The 21848-nt window shown below is 39.9% G+C and carries 18 protein-coding genes, 1 tRNA gene and 3 pseudogenes; 9 read left to right on the top strand and 13 right to left on the bottom strand.

Going from position 1 to position 21848, the window contains the following annotated elements; translation table 11 throughout:
- Positions 1-142: 142 nt before the first annotated feature.
- The 6 genes and pseudogenes from JCM15092_RS13410 to JCM15092_RS13390 form a co-directional block, all read right to left on the bottom strand.
- Positions 143-217, bottom strand: a tRNA-Pro gene (locus JCM15092_RS13410).
- A gap of 111 nt (positions 218-328) precedes the next feature.
- Positions 329-403 (bottom strand): hypothetical protein, encoded by a 75-nt coding sequence (locus JCM15092_RS17720; protein WP_235782375.1) that lies wholly within the window; start codon positions 401-403, stop codon positions 329-331.
- Between the two features lie 38 nt (positions 404-441).
- Positions 442-603, bottom strand: a pseudogene (locus JCM15092_RS18040) (histidine kinase dimerization/phospho-acceptor domain-containing protein); the annotation flags it as partial.
- A gap of 143 nt (positions 604-746) precedes the next feature.
- Positions 747-1307, bottom strand: coding sequence for a hypothetical protein (locus JCM15092_RS13400; RefSeq protein WP_024995095.1), 561 nt, complete (start codon positions 1305-1307; stop codon positions 747-749).
- A gap of 92 nt (positions 1308-1399) precedes the next feature.
- Positions 1400-1540 (bottom strand): hypothetical protein, encoded by a 141-nt coding sequence (locus JCM15092_RS17270; protein ID WP_159101406.1) that lies wholly within the window; start codon positions 1538-1540, stop codon positions 1400-1402.
- 32 nt (positions 1541-1572) lie between these two features.
- Positions 1573-2031 (bottom strand): HU family DNA-binding protein, encoded by a 459-nt coding sequence (locus JCM15092_RS13390; RefSeq protein WP_024995094.1) that lies wholly within the window; start codon positions 2029-2031, stop codon positions 1573-1575.
- A gap of 304 nt (positions 2032-2335) precedes the next feature.
- Between JCM15092_RS13390 and JCM15092_RS17710 the strand changes: the two genes are divergently transcribed.
- Positions 2336-2473: a DUF4248 domain-containing protein gene (locus JCM15092_RS17710; protein WP_235782374.1), complete on the top strand. Its 138-nt coding sequence runs from the start codon at positions 2336-2338 to the stop codon at positions 2471-2473.
- A 33-nt stretch (positions 2474-2506) separates the two neighbouring features.
- Here the strand turns inward: JCM15092_RS17710 and JCM15092_RS16245 are convergent.
- From JCM15092_RS16245 to JCM15092_RS13370, 5 genes and pseudogenes are all read right to left on the bottom strand, one after another.
- Positions 2507-3705: pseudogene (locus JCM15092_RS16245) on the bottom strand (acyloxyacyl hydrolase).
- A gap of 63 nt (positions 3706-3768) precedes the next feature.
- The gene (locus JCM15092_RS16710) at positions 3769-4494 is read right to left on the bottom strand and encodes a MutS-related protein (RefSeq protein WP_084488557.1); all 726 of its coding nucleotides are present in this window, start codon (positions 4492-4494) and stop codon (positions 3769-3771) included.
- Positions 4479-5060: a hypothetical protein gene (locus tag JCM15092_RS16705; protein WP_148296667.1), complete on the bottom strand. Its 582-nt coding sequence runs from the start codon at positions 5058-5060 to the stop codon at positions 4479-4481. Before JCM15092_RS16705 ends, JCM15092_RS16710 begins: the two co-directional genes overlap by 16 nt.
- Positions 5048-5554, bottom strand: coding sequence for a hypothetical protein (locus JCM15092_RS16235; protein WP_034542059.1), 507 nt, complete (start codon positions 5552-5554; stop codon positions 5048-5050). Before JCM15092_RS16235 ends, JCM15092_RS16705 begins: the two co-directional genes overlap by 13 nt.
- Positions 5555-5695: 141 nt before the next feature.
- Entirely contained in the window at positions 5696-7585 is a 1890-nt protein-coding gene (locus JCM15092_RS13370; protein ID WP_024995093.1) for a glycoside hydrolase family 97 protein, read from the bottom strand.
- A gap of 197 nt (positions 7586-7782) precedes the next feature.
- Between JCM15092_RS13370 and JCM15092_RS16230 the strand changes: the two genes are divergently transcribed.
- From JCM15092_RS16230 to JCM15092_RS13330, 8 genes and pseudogenes are all read left to right on the top strand, one after another.
- Positions 7783-8799: a LacI family DNA-binding transcriptional regulator gene (locus JCM15092_RS16230; RefSeq protein ID WP_034542057.1), complete on the top strand. Its 1017-nt coding sequence runs from the start codon at positions 7783-7785 to the stop codon at positions 8797-8799.
- 25 nt (positions 8800-8824) lie between these two features.
- Positions 8825-11413 (top strand): glycoside hydrolase family 31 protein, encoded by a 2589-nt coding sequence (locus JCM15092_RS13360; RefSeq protein ID WP_024995092.1) that lies wholly within the window; start codon positions 8825-8827, stop codon positions 11411-11413.
- A 191-nt stretch (positions 11414-11604) separates the two neighbouring features.
- Entirely contained in the window at positions 11605-12705 is a 1101-nt protein-coding gene (gene dinB, locus JCM15092_RS16225; RefSeq protein WP_034542055.1) for a DNA polymerase IV, read from the top strand.
- Positions 12706-13233: 528 nt separating this feature from the next.
- Positions 13234-14552 (top strand): annotated as a pseudogene (locus JCM15092_RS16220) (TolC family protein).
- Positions 14553-14574: 22 nt separating this feature from the next.
- Complete coding sequence (locus JCM15092_RS13345) at positions 14575-15609, top strand: HlyD family secretion protein (protein ID WP_024995091.1); 1035 nt, start codon at positions 14575-14577, stop codon at positions 15607-15609.
- Between the two features lie 2 nt (positions 15610-15611).
- A complete protein-coding gene (locus tag JCM15092_RS13340; RefSeq protein ID WP_024995090.1) occupies positions 15612-17219 on the top strand; it encodes an efflux MFS transporter permease in 1608 nt (535 codons plus the stop codon).
- 319 nt (positions 17220-17538) lie between these two features.
- A complete protein-coding gene (locus JCM15092_RS13335) occupies positions 17539-18249 on the top strand; it encodes a lipocalin-like domain-containing protein (protein WP_024995089.1) in 711 nt (236 codons plus the stop codon).
- Positions 18250-18755: 506 nt separating this feature from the next.
- A complete protein-coding gene (locus JCM15092_RS13330; protein ID WP_024995088.1) occupies positions 18756-19352 on the top strand; it encodes an N-acetylmuramidase family protein in 597 nt (198 codons plus the stop codon).
- 3 nt (positions 19353-19355) lie between these two features.
- Here the strand turns inward: JCM15092_RS13330 and glmS are convergent, their stop codons facing one another.
- Complete coding sequence (gene glmS, locus JCM15092_RS13325) at positions 19356-21206, bottom strand: glutamine--fructose-6-phosphate transaminase (isomerizing) (protein WP_024995087.1); 1851 nt, start codon at positions 21204-21206, stop codon at positions 19356-19358.
- Positions 21194-21568, bottom strand: a complete 375-nt coding sequence (locus JCM15092_RS13320; RefSeq protein WP_051532569.1) for a WbuC family cupin fold metalloprotein — start codon at positions 21566-21568, stop codon at positions 21194-21196. The genes glmS and JCM15092_RS13320 overlap by 13 nt, the downstream gene beginning before the upstream one ends.
- Positions 21569-21848 lie beyond the last annotated feature (280 nt).

Genomic DNA, 21848 nt, shown 5'->3' with positions numbered 1-21848 from the left:
AAAAGAGATAATAGAATTAATACGGTTTTTCATTAATTATATTAAATTTATATAGACAAAGAAAATATAATATATTGGAAAATCCTCTATAAGAGATATATAAAAAGAGAAATCCATTAAGTAATAATGGATTTCTCTTTCGTCGGGGTAGCGGGATTCGAACCCACGACCCCCTGCTCCCAAAGCAGGTGCGCTAACCGGACTGCGCTACACCCCGAATGTTTTATTTAGTCTTTGTAATATGCTCGTTTTGTAAAGCGAGTGCAAAGGTATACCTTTTTTTAATTCTGCAAATTTAGAAACTATTTTTTCTCTATTATTCTAGATGTTACTTCAGCGGAAGTGTAAACCAGAACTTTGCTCCTTTTCCCTCTGCTGAGGAGACGTCAATAGTGCCACCCAACCTCTGAACAAGTGTTCTACAGATGGAGAGACCAAGACCTGTGAAAAACCTATTATTGCATTTAGTGGTGTGCGTATCTCATGACTCATGTTAGCCAGGAATGCTGACTTAAGTCTGTTGGACTCCTCCGCCCTGTTCTTGGCTTTAATAAGTTCAAGTTCATTCCTCTTTCTATTTTCAATATCTACCGATAATCCCATAACAGACTTAGGGTTGTTGTTCTCATCGTACTTATCAACAATACTGATTAACTCACACCAGCGCTCCACACTCTCACCATCGATTATTCTGGTAAGCCTCACCTCCACCCTCATCTTATTGATGACTCCTTGAAGAAGCTTGGTCATCTCTCTTTTGAATAGTGGCAGGTCCTCCTTGTTATCTGGAAATACTTATCTATCTTCTTGAAGTAGAAGGTAAATGCCGCCTCTTTCTTCTCGCGGAAATTATCGTTTACAATATTGACGATGGCATCGTTCAGGGATTGATCTATATATGAAAGGCTCTTGCCTATCACCTCATCATGAGAGAGACCTATGGATGCAGAATATGCATTCAGCTTGGTACATATAAGTTCAAGACATTTATGATCTTCGGGGGTACAGATTACTTGCACCTGCATATAGAGTATAGGCATATTGTCTATCACCACCGACATAGATTCCAATTCTAATATATCCTTCTGCAGCTTTGCTTTATTGGTTCTCAGCTGTGACAACTGACGATATATAGCAAAAAGTAAGAAAAGAACGATTATGACAGCTATTATAAGAAGTACGTGATCATGATGATGGGTAGTAACCCCTTCCGGATAGATTACACCATATCTCTTCACTTCAGCATACAAAAAGTTTGTTGAACAGAGAATAAAAAGTGGCAACATATAGAGTAATCTGTAAGGCATTTTAGGCTATTTTTTATTGTCATAACAAATAAATAAAAAATATAAATAAAAAGCAACAAAAAGAGGGACAGCTTTTTGCTGTCCCTCTTTTACTATTCGACTGAGGAGTCTTGATTATCTTGATTTTCCTGATCATCATCCCCATCTTTTTCATTATCCTGCCTTTTTGCTCTTCGCCTTATGCGCAACAGCAAGAGCAAGATATCCAAAAGCTTGATAAGAAATTTTTCCATAATTTCAGACTATTAATTTATCAGTTTACAATTTAACCTGCAGTTGTATTGCCACCACCGGCAACAGGAGCTGTATCCTCAACCACCTCAGGAGTGAGAGGATTAAGCTTGGTATAGGTAAGATTCTTGAGGAAGGATCTCAATGCCCTGCCGGCACGGAACTTGATGTGAGCATCCTTTATGAGAGAGGAGGTAAAGTTCTTCTCCAGATCGGTTCCATCACTTGACAGACCTACGCTCAATGTTCCAAGATCGGCAAGACGGACTATCTGCCCACTGCTCAAAGAATCTATGATTACATTTTCAAGTGCAGCAAGTACAGCCAGTATATCGGCTTTAGTTAGAGTAGACTCAAGTTGTATACGTTCAGCAATCTCGTTTGTGGTCATATCACCACTTACATTGACTGATGCATAATACTTAATCTGAGAATCTTTATCGCCAGGAATTGAGTGACGACCAATTACTTTGTAAGGAACTTTTTTTGACATGATTGTAAATTTTTAAGTTGTTAATAAAATACTGTTTCTTTGTGATCACCCTACAAATATAACACAGCCTAAATTGGCATTGTGAGCCTTTGTGTGTCAATATCGACTGTTGTGACAACTTATGTTAACTTATGAGAAAATGTGGTCAGATTTCCCCTCTTTTTGTTGCTTATATAAATATAAATTGGTAAATTTATTAGAACAAAATCGTTAATGTGATGGAAGAATTTAAGAGTAAAACTTACACGAAACTGGAACTTGCTTCGTTCTACTGTCCCGGAAGGCATCGAGCCACTCTACTTTGATGACATTCTACCGATGGATAAATGCCAATGAAGAGCTCTGCAAGGAGCTCCAGATGATAGGTTACAATCGTAACCGACACTCTTTCCTGAAAAGAGAGGTGGAGGTCATAGTAAAATATCTGGGAGAGCCTTTTTAGACTCTCCCAGATATTTTTTATTACTCTCTCTTATTATTGTCTCTTATTATGGAAGCGATAGCCAACACCAATCATCAGGTTCTTTGGTATATGGAACTTACTGAGCTGGTATCCTATGTTGACGAAGAGGTTGCGTGATATACTTGTCTTAAGGGCAAGGGTCTGGTAGAATCCACGAGTGCTGTCACCACGGTATAGGATATCATTGCCAAGTCCTAAATTGATGGAGAATATAGCATAACGAACTCTGCTCTAGCCGAGAGACCAAGCGAAATACGCTCCATGAAGGGCTGACGGTAGAACATAAGATTATCTTCATCATTTCTTCCAGCCACATGATTCTCAAGGTTAGCACAATCATCGTATACACCATCTAACGAGAGACCTGTCTTGAAGTATCTGTTGACACTATACATAGGGGCAAAGTTGAAGCCGACAATGGCAAAGCGACCGGGAACAAGATATTGCTGTTCGTTGATACCTTTGAAACGTGCTGCACCATATATCATAAGTTCATAACTCAAGAATGGTTTGAAGGGTGATATGGCTGCTGAACGTGATGGAGATGCAGGTCTGCATGAGCTGTCAAAGCAATAGGCTAAGCCTCCTCTTAGAGAGACGGAGTTGACACCTCCATTGGGATATTTGGTATTTCCATTGGAGAAGTGTGTGGCATCGCCACCTAACTTGAACTTAACATTCCGAGCAATCTGCCAGTTGAGGTAAAAACCCAGGTTGATATATGCGTTTATTCTGGAACCTACAACATTATTGTATGGGTTAGTATCTGCATCGTACTGCTTCCAACCAAATGAGGCACCGAAATTCCACTCGTAGTCGACTGAGAGGTTACGTGAGAGGAAACAGATGGGTGAACCCTGGAATAGATATATGGAGACGGGAGTACCTATTTCGTTATTGTTGTGAAAATCGGACAGAGAGAGACCTATACCCTGATAGGTATGAGGATATAGACGACCGAAATAGCTATCATCGGCAAAACGAAAACCGTATTTGAGATGGTAAGAGATTGTGTTGTCTATAGGCTCCTGCTTCTGATTAGCACCCTTGAAGAACTCAGAGGTCTGGAAGAGATAGGCTGGAGCAGCATTAAACTCAAGCTGGTGATGTATTGATGAGCTCTGCAAGGAGTCACTTTGAGCGTAACAGTCATGAAATGCCGTGAGTGATAATACCAATATAGTAAGTGCCTTTATAGAAAGAGAGGTCATAGAAAAGAAATTTACTTTTTTGCCACACAAAACTATAATAATTTTTCTTTCTAAGACTCTTTTTTATACTCTTTTCAGGATATTTCGCAAAAGATATGTGGCATTCATGTTCTTTGACACTCCTCGGCTTATCTTATACGAGTATTTTATCTCCTCGGAGAGCTCTATCTCGAAGCAATAATTGGTAAAGATATCACCGGCACTCTGCTCAAGTTTGGAGAGTTCAAGGTCGTGTGTGGCAATGATACCTGTGACACTGTGACGTGAGATCTCGTTGAGGAACATTACCGAGCCCTCGAGCTTATCCTTAGAGTTGGTTCCCTTAAGAATCTCATCGAGGATAATCAGTGTATGCTTATGCGACTTGACATGGTCGAGAAGTTGTCCTAAGCGTATGAGCTCGGCATTAAAATATGATATATCTTTCGAGAGGTTGTCGGTGGTGCGCATGCTCGAGAAGAGCGATACCAGAGTGAAGCGGAAAGAGCTGGCAGAAACAGGCGCTCCGCAGCATGCAAGGATATAGTTCACCCCCACTGTCCTGAGAAAGGTGCTCTTGCCTGCCATATTTGCACCAGTGATGATTGATATGTTGCCACGATGGAGCAGGAAGTCGTTGGCTACAGGTCTCTTCCTCCATAGGAAGGGATGGTACATCTCCTTTGCTTCTATAAGGGTATCGCTACCCTCTTCATCAGCGATGAGCTCCGCCTTAACATTGGATGGATTGTTGTATGCATATGTGGCAAATGATGAAAGCATATCGAACTGCGCTATGCACTCCACCATGTGCCTATGTGTGGCAGGTATCTTGTTATCCAGCGGTTGAAGCGTCTTGTCACATATATGTCGTATAGGAAGAGACCGTTGAGTAAGATAAAAGAGAACTCGCTGTTGCGCTGGTCGAACATATTGAGTATGCCAGAGAGTTCACCAAATGCCTTGCTACTGCTGTTGTCGGAGTTGAAGAGTTCGTCGTGCAGGCTATTCAACTTAGGTGACTTGAACTGCTGCCTGCTTATTTTGTCAAGTATATAGTGGTAACCACGGAACTCCTTCTTCAACTTCTCTGCATGCATGTTGGAGTGCGAGATGGTGCGTGAGAGTATTGTGGCAGTGATAATCTGGAAGAAGAACATACATCCGAAGAGGGTCATAGATATTACACCTGCCAAACCCAGGATAAGCGAGAGCAGGGTTATCATTACCGACAGAGAGTAGATGACAGGATTGAAAAAGCCGCTCATCTTCCTCTTCTTGAAGATTGATTGCGACATCTCCTGAAGATGATCCTCTATGAAGGGCTGTGAATGGAAATCTATGCGCCAGTCGGTCAACCCCTTCAACTCCTCCACCGCATCACGACAGAACTCGATGCCTTCACGCTCATCGATGAGATGGGTAAGTCGGTAGGCAAGTAGCCTCTCTCCTCTCCTGGTAACACTGCGTTGATACGGGCAAAGAGGGAATCGGGGCCAAAAAGATCAAGGTCGTATGAGTACTCGTGAGTGATATCGATATAGTCGCTGCCGTCATTGAAGATGGAGAAGTTGCCCTCGAGATAGCTTATCTCGTCAAGACAGACTGCCCTCTTCCTACGTATATGTTCGATATGCGACATGCAACGTACATCCAACCAGTAAACGAAGAGATATATAGCAAGGGTGAGCACCATAAGGAAGATGCCGGAGAGAGTGAAACGGGGATAGGCTGAATAGATGGAGAAGAGAAAGGCCATGAAGAAGGTTATCTTGCCAAAAACAAAAAACGTGCTGCGCCTTTTCAAACGACTCACCTCAGAGGTGTACTTTTCTACCCTTTTCAGATAACTCTCCTTTATATTCTCCATTGTAATAACTTTATAATATTGGCAGGCAAATATAAGGCAAAGCCTTTTGAGAAACAAATTGCCCGGAGCAACATTTTTCATTTAAATAAATAATGCGACATTGATAGAGAAGAATACAGAAAAAACGAATTAGTCACTCTTTTACTCTGAAATCTTCATAACAAATCCACCTCTTTCAATACAGTTTACAGAGTATTGTTTATGTAGTTTTGCTATTTTTATTACCTCAAGACCCTTCTCAGAATCTTTATCTTTGTATATAGATATATCTCCCCTCTTCAACTTCAATGGCGTAAGGTCAATGGCTATTTTCTGAGGAGTATCTTTTCCATTTATTCCGGCTATATACCAGGTATCACCTTTTCTACGTGCCATAACAACACTCTCACCCGGTTCACCCCCAAGAAGTTTTGTATCATCCCAAGCTGTAGGTGTCTCCGAAAGAAGTGCCTGTACCTCCTGAGGAAGAGAGGCATAAGCTGACGGACGGTCAGGCATATGCTGTAAAGCCGATTCGAAAAGGAATGACAAAGCGAGCTCATGGCCATCGCTTGTGCTATGAGGATGTTGTGTATCTGTGAAGGTTCCCGGAGTATAGTCCATAGAACCTACAACATTACGAGTGAATGGAAGAACGGAATTATGCCATGCTGCCCTGCGTGTCAATATAGTGTCATTGTTATAATACTCAGCACCATAAACAGCCTCGGCAGACATCAAGTTTGGATAGGTTCTGTTCCAGCCACGTGGTACAGTCGCTCCATGGAAATTGATAAGGAGATGATTGCGAGCAGCACACTCCATTAGATCCTGGTAGTAGTTCATGATATCGGAACCATCTTCCTTGAAAAAGTCGATCTTCACTCCGGCAACGCCAAGAGATGAGAGCCATGCAAACTCCTTCTCACGGTATGCCTTGTCGGATATGTCACGGTTAGTGCCCGGTGCACCCTGACCTTTCCATGAGGTAAGTGAGTTGTACCAAAGCATAGGTTTCACACCTAATGATTGAGCATACTTGACTGCCTTCTCTACATCGCCTCCATTCTGCATAACATCCCATTCCCAGTCAATGAGAACATATGGCCATTTCATTTTGGCAGCAAGATCAATAAACTCCTTTACAATCTTGAAATCCTTTGAGCCATGGTTGTATGCCCAATAGACCCATGATGCAGCACCCGGCTTAATCCAATCCGTATCTTTCGCCTGACTTGGTTCTGCAAGGTCGGTAACGAGTGTAGACTCGACGATGTCGCTAAGTGAGCCGATGATAAGTACTCTCCATGGTGATGAAGCAGGCATAAGCTTATTGTAGCGTACATCGCCACGTTCAACTTTATACTCATCCAGTGCCTCTTTATTGTTAAGTAGTGAGGCGCAGTCACCACGGCGTATGTTCGATTCGGTAATAAGTGTGTAGATGCCTGAATCAGATTTCAGCAGCATAGGATAGCCCCACTGGTTAGCTATTCTGTTTCTATTCTTCAACGCTTTGCCGTCGGTACATTTCTCGTAGAAGTTCTCGTATCCGAAACCGTCGTAAATCTGTTGCCAACGAGTCATTCCCTCTTTGATAAGGAATGCTGTATTCTCTCCAGTTATCTTTGGAGTGCTATCTTTGTCGACATAACGAAAAGCTACTCCATCATTGTATGCCCTCACCTCCACATTCATAATGTTTTTATCGGATTGGAATGTGTAGCTTCTCACATTAGCCTCATTGATGCAATGGCTTCTCTTACCTGTTATCATCTGATAGTCATCCTTATGCTTTGCTACACCGGAACGATCGGTAAGTTTCCACTCATCAGACTGTGCATTCTGAAAGGTAAGGCCAAGACGAATCTTCTGAAGTGGAAGTTCACCTTTTATGCTCTTGTTCTTGATAACTAAATATGGTCTGCCAGACTCGATATTTATATCAATAAAATATCTCCCATTGGGCGATTTAACCTCTTCGGAAGCCTGAACTGAGAAGACTAATAAGTTACTCAGAAATAACGTTGCAAGAAGTTTGCTTAGATTCATAGTATTTAGATTTTTAATGTTTCTATTAATAAGACAAAAATGAATAATAATACGATATTCCCGAAACAGCCATAGGTGAAACATCACGTAATGGATTACGTAACAGTCAAACGCTTTAAATATAGTTATATGTGTAATATTGGATACTTTTATCTAACGAATTATTGATTATATTAGTAGCGAATACCTATAATCATATGGCAAACGACAAAAAGAAATACATATCGCAACAGGAGATAGCAAAAGAGTTAGGAATTTCCGTACCATCAGTATGCAGAGCCTTGAAGGGTCTGCCGGGGGTTAGTGATGCCCTTCGCAAGAGAGTACAGGAGATGGCTAAGAAGATGAATTATCATCCAAATCCCTTTGCCATAAGCCTACGTTTCGATTCGCCTCATATAATTGGTGTCATTGTACCCGACATAGCCACACACTTCTTCTCTTCTATATTGAAAAGTATAGAGAAGTGTGCACAGGAGCATGGATATTTCAGCATAATCATATCATCGGATGAGAAATTCGAGAATGAGAAGACTGCAATACAGAATATGCTTAACCTTCATGTAGACGGTATAATAGCATGCGTGTCACAGAGCACAAAGAGCTATGATCACTTCGTGGAGCTCAAGGAATCGGGTATTCCTGTGGTACTTTATGACAGGGTTTGTCTGCCTGAGAAGTTCTCTACAGTGACATCAAATGATTCGAGATCGGCATACAGGGCTACCAAATATCTCATAGAGAAGGGGGCTAAGAGAATTGCTTTTCTGGGAGGATCGAATAAGTTGAATATAGTTTCTCAGAGAAAACATGGGTATCTGAATGCACTAAAGGAGAATAAGATAGCTATTGACACTCAGCTGGTGATATGTCATGAGATGGAATATAACACTGGGATTATTGACACGCTGGCACTGCTTGACTCTCCCAACCCGCCCGATGCAATATTGGCTGTGAACGACATACTTGCATTCTCGGCTATGGAGGCGATAAAGAGCAGAAACCTTAGGATACCCGATGATATACAACTCATAGGTTATACTGATGAGGTACATGCCAAATTTGTTGAACCTAAGCTCACTGCCATAAGGCACAACACCACATTGATGGGCACCAGAGCATGCGAATTACTGCTTCAACAGATTGAAGGGAATGAGGATATAGAACATGAGGTGGTAAACAGTAACCTGGAGATACGCAACAGCACGCGATAGAAAAACATAAATCTATAATACCGTTATGAAAAACATTTTAATTATCTTTTGTTCAGCACTATTGCTAATGCTCTCTGCGCAAAAGATCAATGCTGCCGAAAAAGAGATTGCGGTCTCTCTTCCGCAGGGTACTCTCACAATAACTCCTATGTCGCAAAGGGCAGTACGCTTTCAGCTGACAAACGGGAAGTCGGAAAAGTTGCCCGAATATGTATATCTGGGAAATAGTAAAAATGTAAAATATGCTCTGTCGAATAACGGAGAGATGCTCTCTATCGCAATCGACAATATGACTGTTGAGGTTAACCGTAGTAACGGAGCTCTTGTAATCAAAAATAGTAAAGGTGAGATTATCTTCAACAAAGTTAATATGTCGCTCACCGATTCTGAGATACATGGAAAGAGAACTCAGATGGCACAACTCTCCTTCTTCTCACCACAAGATGAGTTCATAAACGGACTTGGTGAATTTCAGGACGGATACCTCAATGTGAGAGGATTGTCCAGAAGGCTTACGCAGGTAAATACTCAGATATCTGTTCCTATGATACTATCGGACAGAGGTTTCGGAGTTCAATGGAACAACTACGGACTGACTGAGTACAACCCATGTGGCAACAGTGTGGCACTGGTACGCAACAACTCTGCGGCGAAGAAGAGTGTAGTCGACCAGACAACAAGCGAGGGAAATGGTAAGGCGGAGATCCTATCTAACAGTTTCCAGGGAGAGTTGAATATAGAGGAGGATGGGAATTACGCACTGCTGCTGGATATGGGACAGAAGATGGCACGCTCGCACAGCCTTATCATAGATGACGATACAGTGATAGATATGCATAATATCTGGCTGCCACCTACCACATCGGCAATATGCTATCTGAAAAAGGGTATCCATAAGCTCTATTCTGTTACCGACAAGAATGACTCTCCAATACTTTTCTTCAGGAAGGTAGATAATACCACAACATTCTCTTCTCCAGTGGCAGAGGCTGTTGACTTCACCATATATGCAGGAACACCCAACGAGATGATATCATCATACAGAGAAGTGACCGGAGAGGCTCCACTGATGCCTGTTTGGGCTTTGGGATATATTCATTGCCGTGAACGTTTCCACTCACAGGATGAGATATTGAAGACTGCAGAACGATTCAGGAAGGAGAACTACCCCATCGACATGATTGTACAGGACTGGCAATATTGGGGTAACAACGGATGGAATGCGATGAAATTTGACTCGAAAGCTTATCCTGATCCAAAGGTGATGATAGATAAGTTGCACGCGGATAATATACGCTTCATGCTCTCTGTATGGTCGAAGATTGATCTTAACAGTGAAGTGGGAAAAGAGATGGCTGCAAAGGGTTATTTCATTCCCAACACCACCTGGGTAGACTTTTTCAACCCTAAAGCAGCAGAGGAGTATTGGAACAACTTCAGCAAACGACTTCTCAAACCTTACGGAATAGATGCATGGTGGCAGGATGCCACTGAGCCGGAGAATGATGACCTGGAGGAAAGAGCTATAGCAAATAAGAGTATGCCGGGAGAAATTTATAGAAATATATTCTCACTCTTCGTAAACCGTACTGTCTACGAGGGATCACTGAAAGATGAGCCCAACAAAAGAGCTATGATACTTACCCGTTGCGGTTTCTCGGGAATACAGCGCTATGGTGCTGCTGTATGGTCGGGTGATGTGGGCAACGACTTCGAGACACTGAGAAGACAGCTTACAGCCGGTCTGGGACTTATATCATCGGGACTTCCCTGGTGGACTTTCGATGCTGGTGGATTCTTCCGCCCACAGAACCAATACAATGATAAAGTTTATCATGAGAGATTCATTAGATGGCTGCAGATATCTGCATTCCTGCCTATGATGCGTGTACACGGATATATGTCGAATACAGAGTTCTGGAACTATGGTCCGGAGGTAGAGAAAATAGCTCATAAATATCTGGACCTGCGATACAGTATGATGCCATATATCTATAATCAGGCTCACGAAATAACAGAAAACGGCGGAAACATGATGCGCACGCTGATGATGGAATTCACAGGCGACAAAAAGGCTCTTGAACAGAAATATGAGTATATGTTCGGACCATCAATGCTTGTTGCTCCTGTTGTCAAGGAGGATGTAAAAGAGTGGCAAGTTTATCTGCCTGAGAACAGAGCCGGATGGTTCGACTTCTGGAACGGCACCAAGTATGATGGAGGAAAAACCATAAAAAGAAAGGTTGAGTTGGAGGATATTCCTGTCTATGTTAAGGGAGGAAGTATAATAACTCTTGCCGACAAGATGAAATCGACTGTTGAACTCAACTCATCCTCATTGGAGATAAGGGTTTATCCTGGCGCTGATGCCTCTACTAAGATTTACAGCGACAACGGAGTGGACTTTGCCTACAAGAGTGGTGAATCATCTGTTGTAAAGATAAGATGGAATGATAAGAGTGGAGAGTTGGAGATTGGTAAGAGAGAGGGTAAATTTGATGGTATGAACAAGGCTATACCTGTAAAGATCACTCTTGTCGATGGCAGTGAAGGCAACAAAACTATCTCTCTGGTTTATAAAGGAAAGAAGATGATAGTGAAACTAAATAAATAGCCATGCTCTCATGAAGACGAACTGAATGATTCATGAGAATAGGTAAGGGCAAACTTAATAATTAGCTGGACTTTCTCGCCGACAACATTAACAAGTTGTGCTAGTAAGTATCGTAGTAAAACTAAATAATTAACAAACCCTCCCGCCAGCGACCTTAACTAATCGGCGAGAGGGTTTGAAAAACCGAGATTATGAATACTAATGTGCCTCACAACAATTACCGAAAGATAATCCATATCGATATGGATGCATTTTTTGCATCTGTTGAACAGAGGGATAATCCGGAGTTGCGCAACAAACCTATTGCTGTGGGCTATTCCGGAAACAGAGGTGTGGTTGCTACAGCCAGCTATGAGGCACGTAAATTTGGTATTCATTCGGCTATGCCATCATCTGTTGCACGACGTAAATGTCCGGAGCTTATCTTTATTGATACAAACTATGAAAAGTATGAGGCTGTGTCCAAACAGATCTATGAAATCTTTCAGGAATATACTGATATTATAGAACCTATATCCATAGATGAGGCTTTTCTGGATGTAACCGAGAATAAAGCGGGTAAACTCTATGCTGTCGATATAGCTAAAGAGATAAAACAGAAGATAAGAGAGAGATTAAATCTGACTGCATCGGCAGGAGTCTCCTACTGCAAGTTCCTAGCTAAGATTGCTTCGGACTGGAAGAAGCCCGATGGACTTTATGTCATTCATCCAACTAAAGCGGCAAAATTCATTTCAAATCTTGACGTGGATAAGATTTGGGGCATCGGTCCTGTTACAACCAAGAAAATGCATAATCTTGGCATATTTAAGGGAGAGCAACTACAAAATATGCCATTACAGATACTTAGTCGTGAATTTGGTAGAATGGGCAGAGTATACCACGATTTGTCTAATGGAATTGATAACAGTCCTTTAGAACCATTCAGACAGCGTAAGTCCGTAGGTTGTGAACTTACATTTGAGAAAGATACCTGCAACACCGAAGAGATTTACAGTCTTCTAAACTATTTAGCAAGAAATTTAGAGGAACGACTGGAAAAAGCCGATTTCCGTGGACATACCTTTACTTTAAAAGTCAAGTTTCATGATTTTAAACAGATAACTCGCTCCTTAAGCTGTAGTTGTCCATATCTGTATAGAGAGGAAATTTTATCTGTTGCAAAGGAGATTCTGAAATCTATTCCTTATGAAGCGAATCCAATCAGACTCTTAGGAGTCTGCATCTCAAATTCTATCTACAAGCCCAAGAGTTACCCTAATGAATATCTGCAGCTGACACTTGACTTCTAAACCGAGTATATCTAAATCCAGCAACCTCAAGTGGGGTCATCACTTACTCAACACGCAATGCTTCGGAATACTATTGCATGTCTCGGAATTAATCTGCGCTAACGATGGCATAACTTCCTAATTACACAAATAGGCTGCATATTCTTTCATTTATCTGAATTAATCCGTCCAAACTTTACTATTGTTCAAGTTTCAAAAATTCTTAAGCTAAAGTATAAAACTATATTATCACATCAACAGCCGACTATGATTCTGTATATCTATGCATACAACCATTCCGAAGTGAGTGCCGATATGTTAAAAAACTGCAAATTCTTCTATTTGTAGTGTTACAAGTGAATAAATAAAAGTTTACTTTTGCACGCAAATTTTCAATCAATGTATATGAACAACCAGCCATATCAAATAAATACGACTCGTTCTGACAACAAGATGCACGACTTCCATAGCTGGGGAGTCGCTGTTCTCTTTTAGGCATTGTTCAATATATTAAAAGACATTATTCACTAACAATTTCCTTTTTTATTTATGAGCAAAATTATTAGGCTCATAGTATTGCTGTACGCAGTGCTATGCAGTCAGACTATTTATGCCCAAAATGCAATAAAACGCACTTTGAACATAGATGAAATGTTTCGCTTGGCTGATGAGAATAGCCAACGGATAAAGACGTATGCAACAGGTACAGAAGTGCTCTGGAGGCTGTAAAGGCAGCCAAGTCACAACGGTTGCCCGAGATAGATCTATCAGCCTCAGTAAGTTACTTAGGCAATGGGCGCATATGGGACAGAGATTTTAAAAATGGGCAAAACGCTCCTATTCCCCATTTCGGAAATAACTTTTCACTGCAAGCATCACAAGTTGTATATGCTGGTGGCGCCATAAACAGTGCTATTGCCTTGGCAGAACTCGGTAATCAAATGGCAAATCTGGACATGCAGAAGAACAAGCAAGAGATACGCTTCCTATTGATTGGTTATTACCTGAATGTATACCAGCTAAATAACCAGGAGCAGGTATTTAAAAATAACATCGACCTCACAAAGATGGTCATAGCAAATATGATGTCACGTCATAAAGAGGGTACTGCACTGAAAAGTGATATAACACGTTATGAGTTGCAATTGGAGAAGATAAAGCTGCAGTTGGCTAAGGTGCAGGATGCACGTCAGATTATGAATCATCAAATGGTAACCACCCTGCACTTACCAGAGAACAGTGAGATCATTCCGGATTCCACATTACTATCTGAGGCTGTAATACCGCAATCAGAAAATGATTGGCAAACATTAGCGACAGAATCCAACGTAGGTTTGGAACAGGCAAAACTATCTGTAAATATGAGCAACAGTAAGCTGAAATTGGAGCGTTCTGCACAACTGCCTAAAGTGGTCTTAGTAGCTGAGAACCACATGAACGGTCCAATTACAATTGAGGTTCCTCCTATTAATAAGAACTTCAATTATTGGTTTGTGGGTGTTGGGGTGAAATATAATATCTCATCTCTTTTCAAGAATAGCAGAAAGATTTCAGGTGCGAAATTATCTGTACGTCGAGCAGAAGAGGAACATTCACTGGCATCCGAGGAGATAGAGAATGCTGTACATGCTTCATATATTGAGATGATGACATCATACACAGAGTTGCAGACATCTCTGAAAAGCAGAGAACTGGCTAATGAAAATTATAAAGTGGTGAGCAACCGCTATGAAAACGAACTTGCACTGTTGACTGAGTTACTGGATGCAGCCAATATGAAATTGGATGCAGAATTAGGTCTTGTAAATGCGAAAATAAATGTCGTTTACAACCACTACAAAATAAAATATATTACTCACACGCTTTAATACGCATAAAACAAAAATAGATATGATTTCAAGAAAGAGTAGAAAAGTGATTTATAATGCACTGATAATAAGTTTCCTCCTTGGTATGTTCGGCTATGTATGTTCACGATTTATTCATTTGGGAGATGTGGAATATACCGATAACGCACAGGTCAAACAACATATCGTCCCTATAAATACACGTATACAGGGATTTATTCAGAGAATTTGTTTTGATGAATTCCAAGAGGTTAAGAAGGGCGACACTCTGGTAATAATAGAAGATACAGAACTACGACTTCGTCTGGCTCAGGCAGAAGCAGATTTGGCAAACGCTTTGGCAGGCAGAGAGGCTTCAACTGTGGGAATAGCTACAACAACAAACAATTTAAGTGTTAGTGATGCAGGTATTCGTGAGGCTCAGGTCCAGTTGGACAACGCAGAACGTGAACTGACAAGATATGAGAGGTTATTGAAAGAGGATGCTGTCACAAGACAGCAGTATGACCTTGTCAAGACAGCTTATGAGTCTGCTAAAGCAAGGTACGAACAGGTATCACGCGCTAAACAGTCGACTACACTTGTAAAGAATGAGCAAATACATCGTCTGCTACAAAATGAAGCTGCAATTAAACTAGCACAGGCAGCTGTAGAGTTGGCACGTCTAAATCTGTCGTACACAGCTATTGTTGCAACCAGCGACGGTATAACAGGACGCAAAGATATACAGGAGGGGCAATTGGTGCAGCCGGGACAGACTTTAGTGGATTTAGTCAATATGGAAGATATGTGGGTAATAGCCAATTTCCGCGAGACACAGCTGACAAATATAAAGGAGGGAGCTGTTGTTGAGATAAAGGCAGATGCTGTTCCAAATACGACTTATAAAGGTAAGGTAGTAACAATATCAAGAGCCACTGGTGCTTCATATTCACTCGTTCCGCAAGATAATGCTACTGGAAATTTTGTAAAAGTAGAACAGAGAGTTCCTGTACGCATCAGTCTGAAAGGAAACAGTGCAGAAGAGTTAAAGTATCTTCGTGCCGGATTGAATGTGGAATGTGAAGTGGAATATTGATTATGTCAGGTCAACATAAAAATAGGCCCTTCATGATGCCACAATATCGTGAAGGGATTCCACGTGCAATACAACCTTGGATATATCTGATTATTGCTACCACCTTTCAATTTTCGGGTGGTGTATATATGGGTTCTCTCAGTCAGATGATGGGGACAATGGATATGATGATGGAAGATGTATTGATGTGCCTTTTCTGTAATCTAGCAGGTATGGCTATCTACTTCCCCATGTTACTGCACATGAAGTTCCGCTTTACAAATAAGACACTGCTGACAGCAGCTGCTACAGGAATTCTGATATGCAATTTAGCAGTTCCTCATATTACATTTAAGCCTCTGTTATGGTTAGTCTGCTTTATCAGTGGAATATGTAAGATACAAGGTACTTTTGAATGCATGTCGAATATCCAACTATGGATGACACCCAAAAGAGATTTTACGGTATTCTTCCCAATATTGAATATTGTAATTTTGGGAAGCATGCAACTATCTGATCTGCTGTGTGTACATTTTATCCATCATTACCATTGGACATATATGCATTGGTTTGTTTGCGGAATCATGTTGCTTGATCTGCTCTTTATCAAAATTTGTATAAAGGATTTCCGATTCATGCGTAAGTTTCCTCTGTTTGGTATCGATTGGGCGGGAATGGCATTATGGGCAGCATTGCTGGTTCAGATCGCATTTTTCTTCACTTATGGTGATTATTACGACTGGTTCAACAGCCGAGTAATGCGTATGTCACTGATAACCATAATGGCTACATTGGGTATGATAATATGGAGAATGAAAACAATACGCCATCCATATATTGAACCGAAGATGTGGACTTATCACAGATTAGTTCCTGTGTTTATAGTTATTACCATAGCAGAAGCATTCCTGATCACAGAACATGTGCTGGAGGAGATTTTTTTATCTGAGATATTACACTACGACGAGACGGTATCGGTAAAACTAGACTGGGGAACTTTGGCAGGTGTATGGATTGGATGTGCATTCTGTTATTGGTGGACTCATATAAAGGAGTACAATTATCTGCGCCTTATTGGAATTGGGTTATTCTCAATACTCGCATATCTGGTAATCATGTACTTCAGCATAGGTAGCGACATACAGTTCAGCCAGCTCATTCTGCCGGTTATCTTCAGAGGGTTTGCCTATGCTATAATGAGTGTAACCTTCCTTATCTGTTTACATGAATTAGTCAGCTTTCCACACTTCTTCCAAAGTCTCGGTATTCTGCAGATGTTACACATGGTTGTGGGAGGCGTTTTAGGTTCAGCAGCATACAAACAAGGCATGTCATACTATGTACCAGATAACATTTCAAGATATTCAGGCATAATTGACCGTGTAGAGATTTCTAAATCTCAGCTGCATCTGAATGAGCGATTGTCAATATTTACAGATCAAGTAATGCAGATAAGTCTTAAACAGATATATGGATGGACAATAATTGCATGTCTGTTTATCTTCTTGCTTCTATTAATGTGGGATTCTCCTGTTCGCAGAAAGTTAAAGAAGATGCCGGCATGGAAAGAGGTACGCAGAGAGATAAAAAACTCTTTCTGGAGGAGTTCACATAGAATAGAACAAACATAATTGTAGAAGAGCATTCATAAGAAAGCAAATCATGCTTTGGCTCTGCTTAAAGACCGTTCTTTTGAATATCGACGTATCATTAAAAGCAACTATCCACAAGAACAGTGGGGACGCTTTGGTATTGGAGATAAAAGATAACAAACTATTATGCATAAACGAGCAGCTATTATAAAAATAGCAGCTCGTTTGCTTTTGACTATATTGAATCAACTGATTTTGAGTTTATTTTAACTATGAAGCGGTATTTTTTCTAAGTAAATTTTATCTTTGCAGAAGAAACATAAGATATGGCTCATAAAACAATTTAAAATATAGAATAATGAGAAAATCTAAAATTAAATTAATAGTTCCTGTAGCTATGTCTATTTTATTGGCAAGTTGCGGTGGCGCAACAGGTAGTAATGCTACTTCTGCAGATGGCTCTTCACTTGGAGAGGCTCTTTTGGGTACTTTAGCTCAGAATGTTATAAACGGCAATCAGACAGGACAGGCTCTTAACACAGCAATCAATGCCGGAAGCACAATCAGTGGACTTATCGGTCAGTTGACAAACTCTATGAACTCTTCAGCATCTATTGTAGGTACTTGGACTTACACACAACCGACAATACAGTTTGATAGTGAGAATCTGCTTGCAAAAGCTGGTGGTGCATTGGCTAGCCAGGCAATAGTAAATAAGATTGATCCATACTACAAGAAGCTGGGTATCAGTCAAGGAGTTATCTCTTTTGCATTCAACAAAGACAACACATGTACTTACTCATTTAAAGGAAAACAGTATCAGGGTACTTATATATATGATAACAAAACTCATGTGCTGACTGTTACAAGTTCTTTAGGAATAAATATCATAAATGCATATGCTACTATATCAACAAGTGAGATGGCTATAAGCTTCGATACATCTAAACTTCTTACATTCCTACAGGCTGCATCTACGCTGTCATCAAATAGTACACTGTCTACTATCAGCACTCTCTCAAAATCATACAATGGAATGAAAACAGGATTCCTGTTTGTCAGAAAATAATATACAAAAAAGAAGTCACTAATAGTGACTTCTTTTTGCTGTTTAATAATTATAGTAGTTGATACCCTATCATTTTTTGTCGTGACCTGTAATTAATTAAGTCATTGTTATTATAATCTTTAGTGCTCATTTAGTTTTTAATCGATTCAAAGATACAGTATTTAAAAATATAAACAAAACTAAGTTCATAAATTAATGAACTTTTGCATCCCAACTCCATTTAATATCTCATCACTCCTCGCTTTCGTCTTCACTGATTCACAGCAATAGTCTACCCACATTCTTTCTTCATAAATAATAATTATTACACATATTATTACAAATAAAATAAACAAATATAGGCTCCATACAGCGTGAGAATGATTGATTAATAATCAATTAATATTATTGATTTATATCAATTAATTATTAATAAATTTGTTTTTGTTTATCAACAAAAAAGGTTATCTTTATCATATGAGTTATTCTATTTTTCTAATCCAAAACATTGTTAGCCCAGAGTTATTATGAAAAATACAAATAAACTTTCTGAAAGTGATTTTGAAGAGATCGCTCAAGAGTATAATATAAATGCAACAATATTAAAAGCTTTATGTCAGGTAGAGACTGGAGGTAAAGGGGGCTTTCTAGATAATGGAAGAGCTTCAATACTATTCGAAGGACATATATTCTGGAGAGAACTGAAGAGACAGGGCATAAATCCGGAACTGTATGCAGAAGAATATAGTAATATAGTCTACCCCACTTGGGACAGAAGTAAATATAGTGGAGGTACAGCAGAATATCTAAGACTTTCAACGGCATTATCTATAAACAGAATTGCCGCTCTACGTTCCACAAGCTGGGGAATGTTTCAGATAATGGGATTCAACCATCCTCTTTGTGATGAACCCACAATAGATAGGTTTGTGGAAAGAATGAATGAGAGTGAGGCATCACAGTTACGTCTCTCATTAAACTACATAAAGAATGCAGGAATAATGCCACTTCTGAACAATCATAAATGGGCAGATTTTGCTCTGCTTTATAACGGGGTAAGTTATAAGCAGAACAAATATGACGAAAGACTATGTGATGCCTACGAGAAGCTATCAAAAAAATAGAAACTACTCTACAGTAACACTCTTTGCCAGATTTCTTGGCTGATCAACATTCAAACCTTTCTGGACAGCTACATGGTATGCAAGCAGCTGAAGAGGAATGGATGTAAGAAGTGGTGTTAGGCATGGTAATGTATTTGGTATCTCTATTACCGTCTTAGCAATCTGCTTAACCTCTGTATCACCCTCGGTTACTATAGCAATGATATTACCATTTCTTGCTTTTACCTCCTGCATGTTACTTATAATCTTCTTATAAAGTTCATGATGAGGAGCGATGAAGACTACAGGCATTTCAGAGTCGACAAGAGCAATAGGACCATGTTTCATCTCTGCTGCAGGATAACCTTCTGCATGGATATAACTAATCTCCTTCAACTTCAATGCTCCTTCAAGTGCTACAGGATAGTTCCATCCACGTCCTAAGTAGAGGAAATTATGAGCATAGGTAAATATCTTAGAGAGAACCTCTATCTCATCATTCTTCTGTAAGACAAGACGCATCTTATCAGGAATAGCTGACAACTCATTAATTATTGATGTAAAATATTCGTCATCAATCCTGTTCATCTCCTTGGCAAGTGCAGAAGCAAGCAGTGTCAACACAGTAACCTGACCGGTAAATGCTTTGGTAGATGCAACACCTATTTCAGGGCCAACATGTGTATATATACCTGTATCAGTATTTCTTGCTATACTAGAACCTACCGCATTTACTACACCGAATACCATAGCACCATGCTTTTTAGCCAACTCAATGGCTGCAAGTGTATCGGCAGTTTCACCACTCTGAGAGATAGCAATAACAACATCATTGCTGAATATTACAGGGTTTCTGTAACGGAACTCAGAGGCATATTCAACATGTACAGGGATACGGCAGAACTCTTCAATAAGTTGTTTACCTATAAGTCCCGCATGCCAGCTGGTACCACAGCTTACAATTATAAAACGCTTTGCACTAAGAAGTCTGTCACGATAATCGGTTATTGCTGACAATACAATCTTCTTATATTCAAGTAGCAGACGGCCACGCATGCAGTCGGTTATACAGTCGGGTTGGTCGAATATCTCCTTCAACATGAAGTGCGCATAGCCCGATTTGTCAAGCTGACCAAGGTCCATCTCTACATTCTGAATACAGATATCAACCTTATCGTTATTAAGAGTGGTAATCTTTACCTCCTCACCTCTTGTCAGTTCAGCTACCTCATCATCTTTGAGATAGATCATCTTCTTGGTATACTCTGCTATAGGTGAAGCATCAGATCCTACGAAGAACTCATTGTTGCCTTCTCCTACACCAATAACTAGTGGGCTAGATTTTCGGGCAACAACCAATAGGTCCGGCTCCTTACTATCTATAACGACTATTGCATAAGCACCAATCACCTTATTCAGGGCAATACGTACAGCAGTCGTCAGGTTTATATGATGTTTCTTCTGTATATACTCTATGAGCTGTACCAAGACCTCGGTATCTGTCTGACTCTTGAATGTATATCCTTTACTTAAGAGCTGTGCTCTTAATGTAGCATAATTCTCGATTATACCATTATGAACCAGAGTAATCTCACCACTCTGTGATAAGTGTGGATGAGCATTTACCTGAGATGGAATACCATGAGTAGCCCATCTTGTATGCGCGATGCCAAGAGATCCACATGTATCTTTACCTTGCGCTGCGTTCTCCAGATCACTGACCTTACCTTGTGCTTTAAGGACATTCAACCTCATTTCTTTACTGATAATTGCAACTCCTGCACTATCATATCCACGGTACTCCAACCTGTGAAGTCCCTTTATCAATATAGGATAAGCCTCACGCTTTCCTATGTATCCTACTATTCCACACATTTTTCTGTTGTTTTTATTTCAAAAACTACTGTATTATCATCGAGTACCTCTATGTTATGCCATCTTCCCTCGCTAATCTCAAGTCCATAGCTACCTAGTTTAGGATCTAGAAATACTTCGTCTGTTATATCTTTCTCTGAGTTATATAAATTTACCTTTATTCTACCTTTTAAAACCATAAGTGTGAGAGTTCCGTTGTCCTGAAACTCGACAGGCATTACACACCCCTTTTCCATTACATTAAGGGTCCTGTTCAATCTTCTATCCTCAGGCTTATGAAAGTTGTATCTCGCTCTTAAAACGCTGTTTTCCTTTGCTTGAATAGATAAAGAATAAAGAAGTTCGTTATTTATAATCTTCATAATCTAATCTCCTTTTCCATTAAAATTGCACAAAAGTAATTATTTCACTTTTTTGCAAACTATCATGTTTATATTATATTAAAATGGTAAGTCAATGATAAAAAAGAATGAGTTTAAAAGAAAAATCAAAAAGCAAATATCCAAACTTAAATTTATATTTTAATTCTAAGCCAATAACAAATATACAAAAAGCATATCGGCTTCACTTTAATTATAGTTTAGTTTTATAAAGAGTAATTTATAAAGTTTAAATACTATACGGGTATATATTTTTAAAATA

It is taken from the genome of Phocaeicola paurosaccharolyticus JCM 15092 (assembly GCF_000613805.1).
Classification (GTDB): Bacteria; Bacteroidota; Bacteroidia; order Bacteroidales; family Bacteroidaceae; genus Phocaeicola; species Phocaeicola paurosaccharolyticus.
Note: the sequence above shows the minus strand (reverse complement) of the source record. Positions and strands in the feature narration are given on the sequence as shown.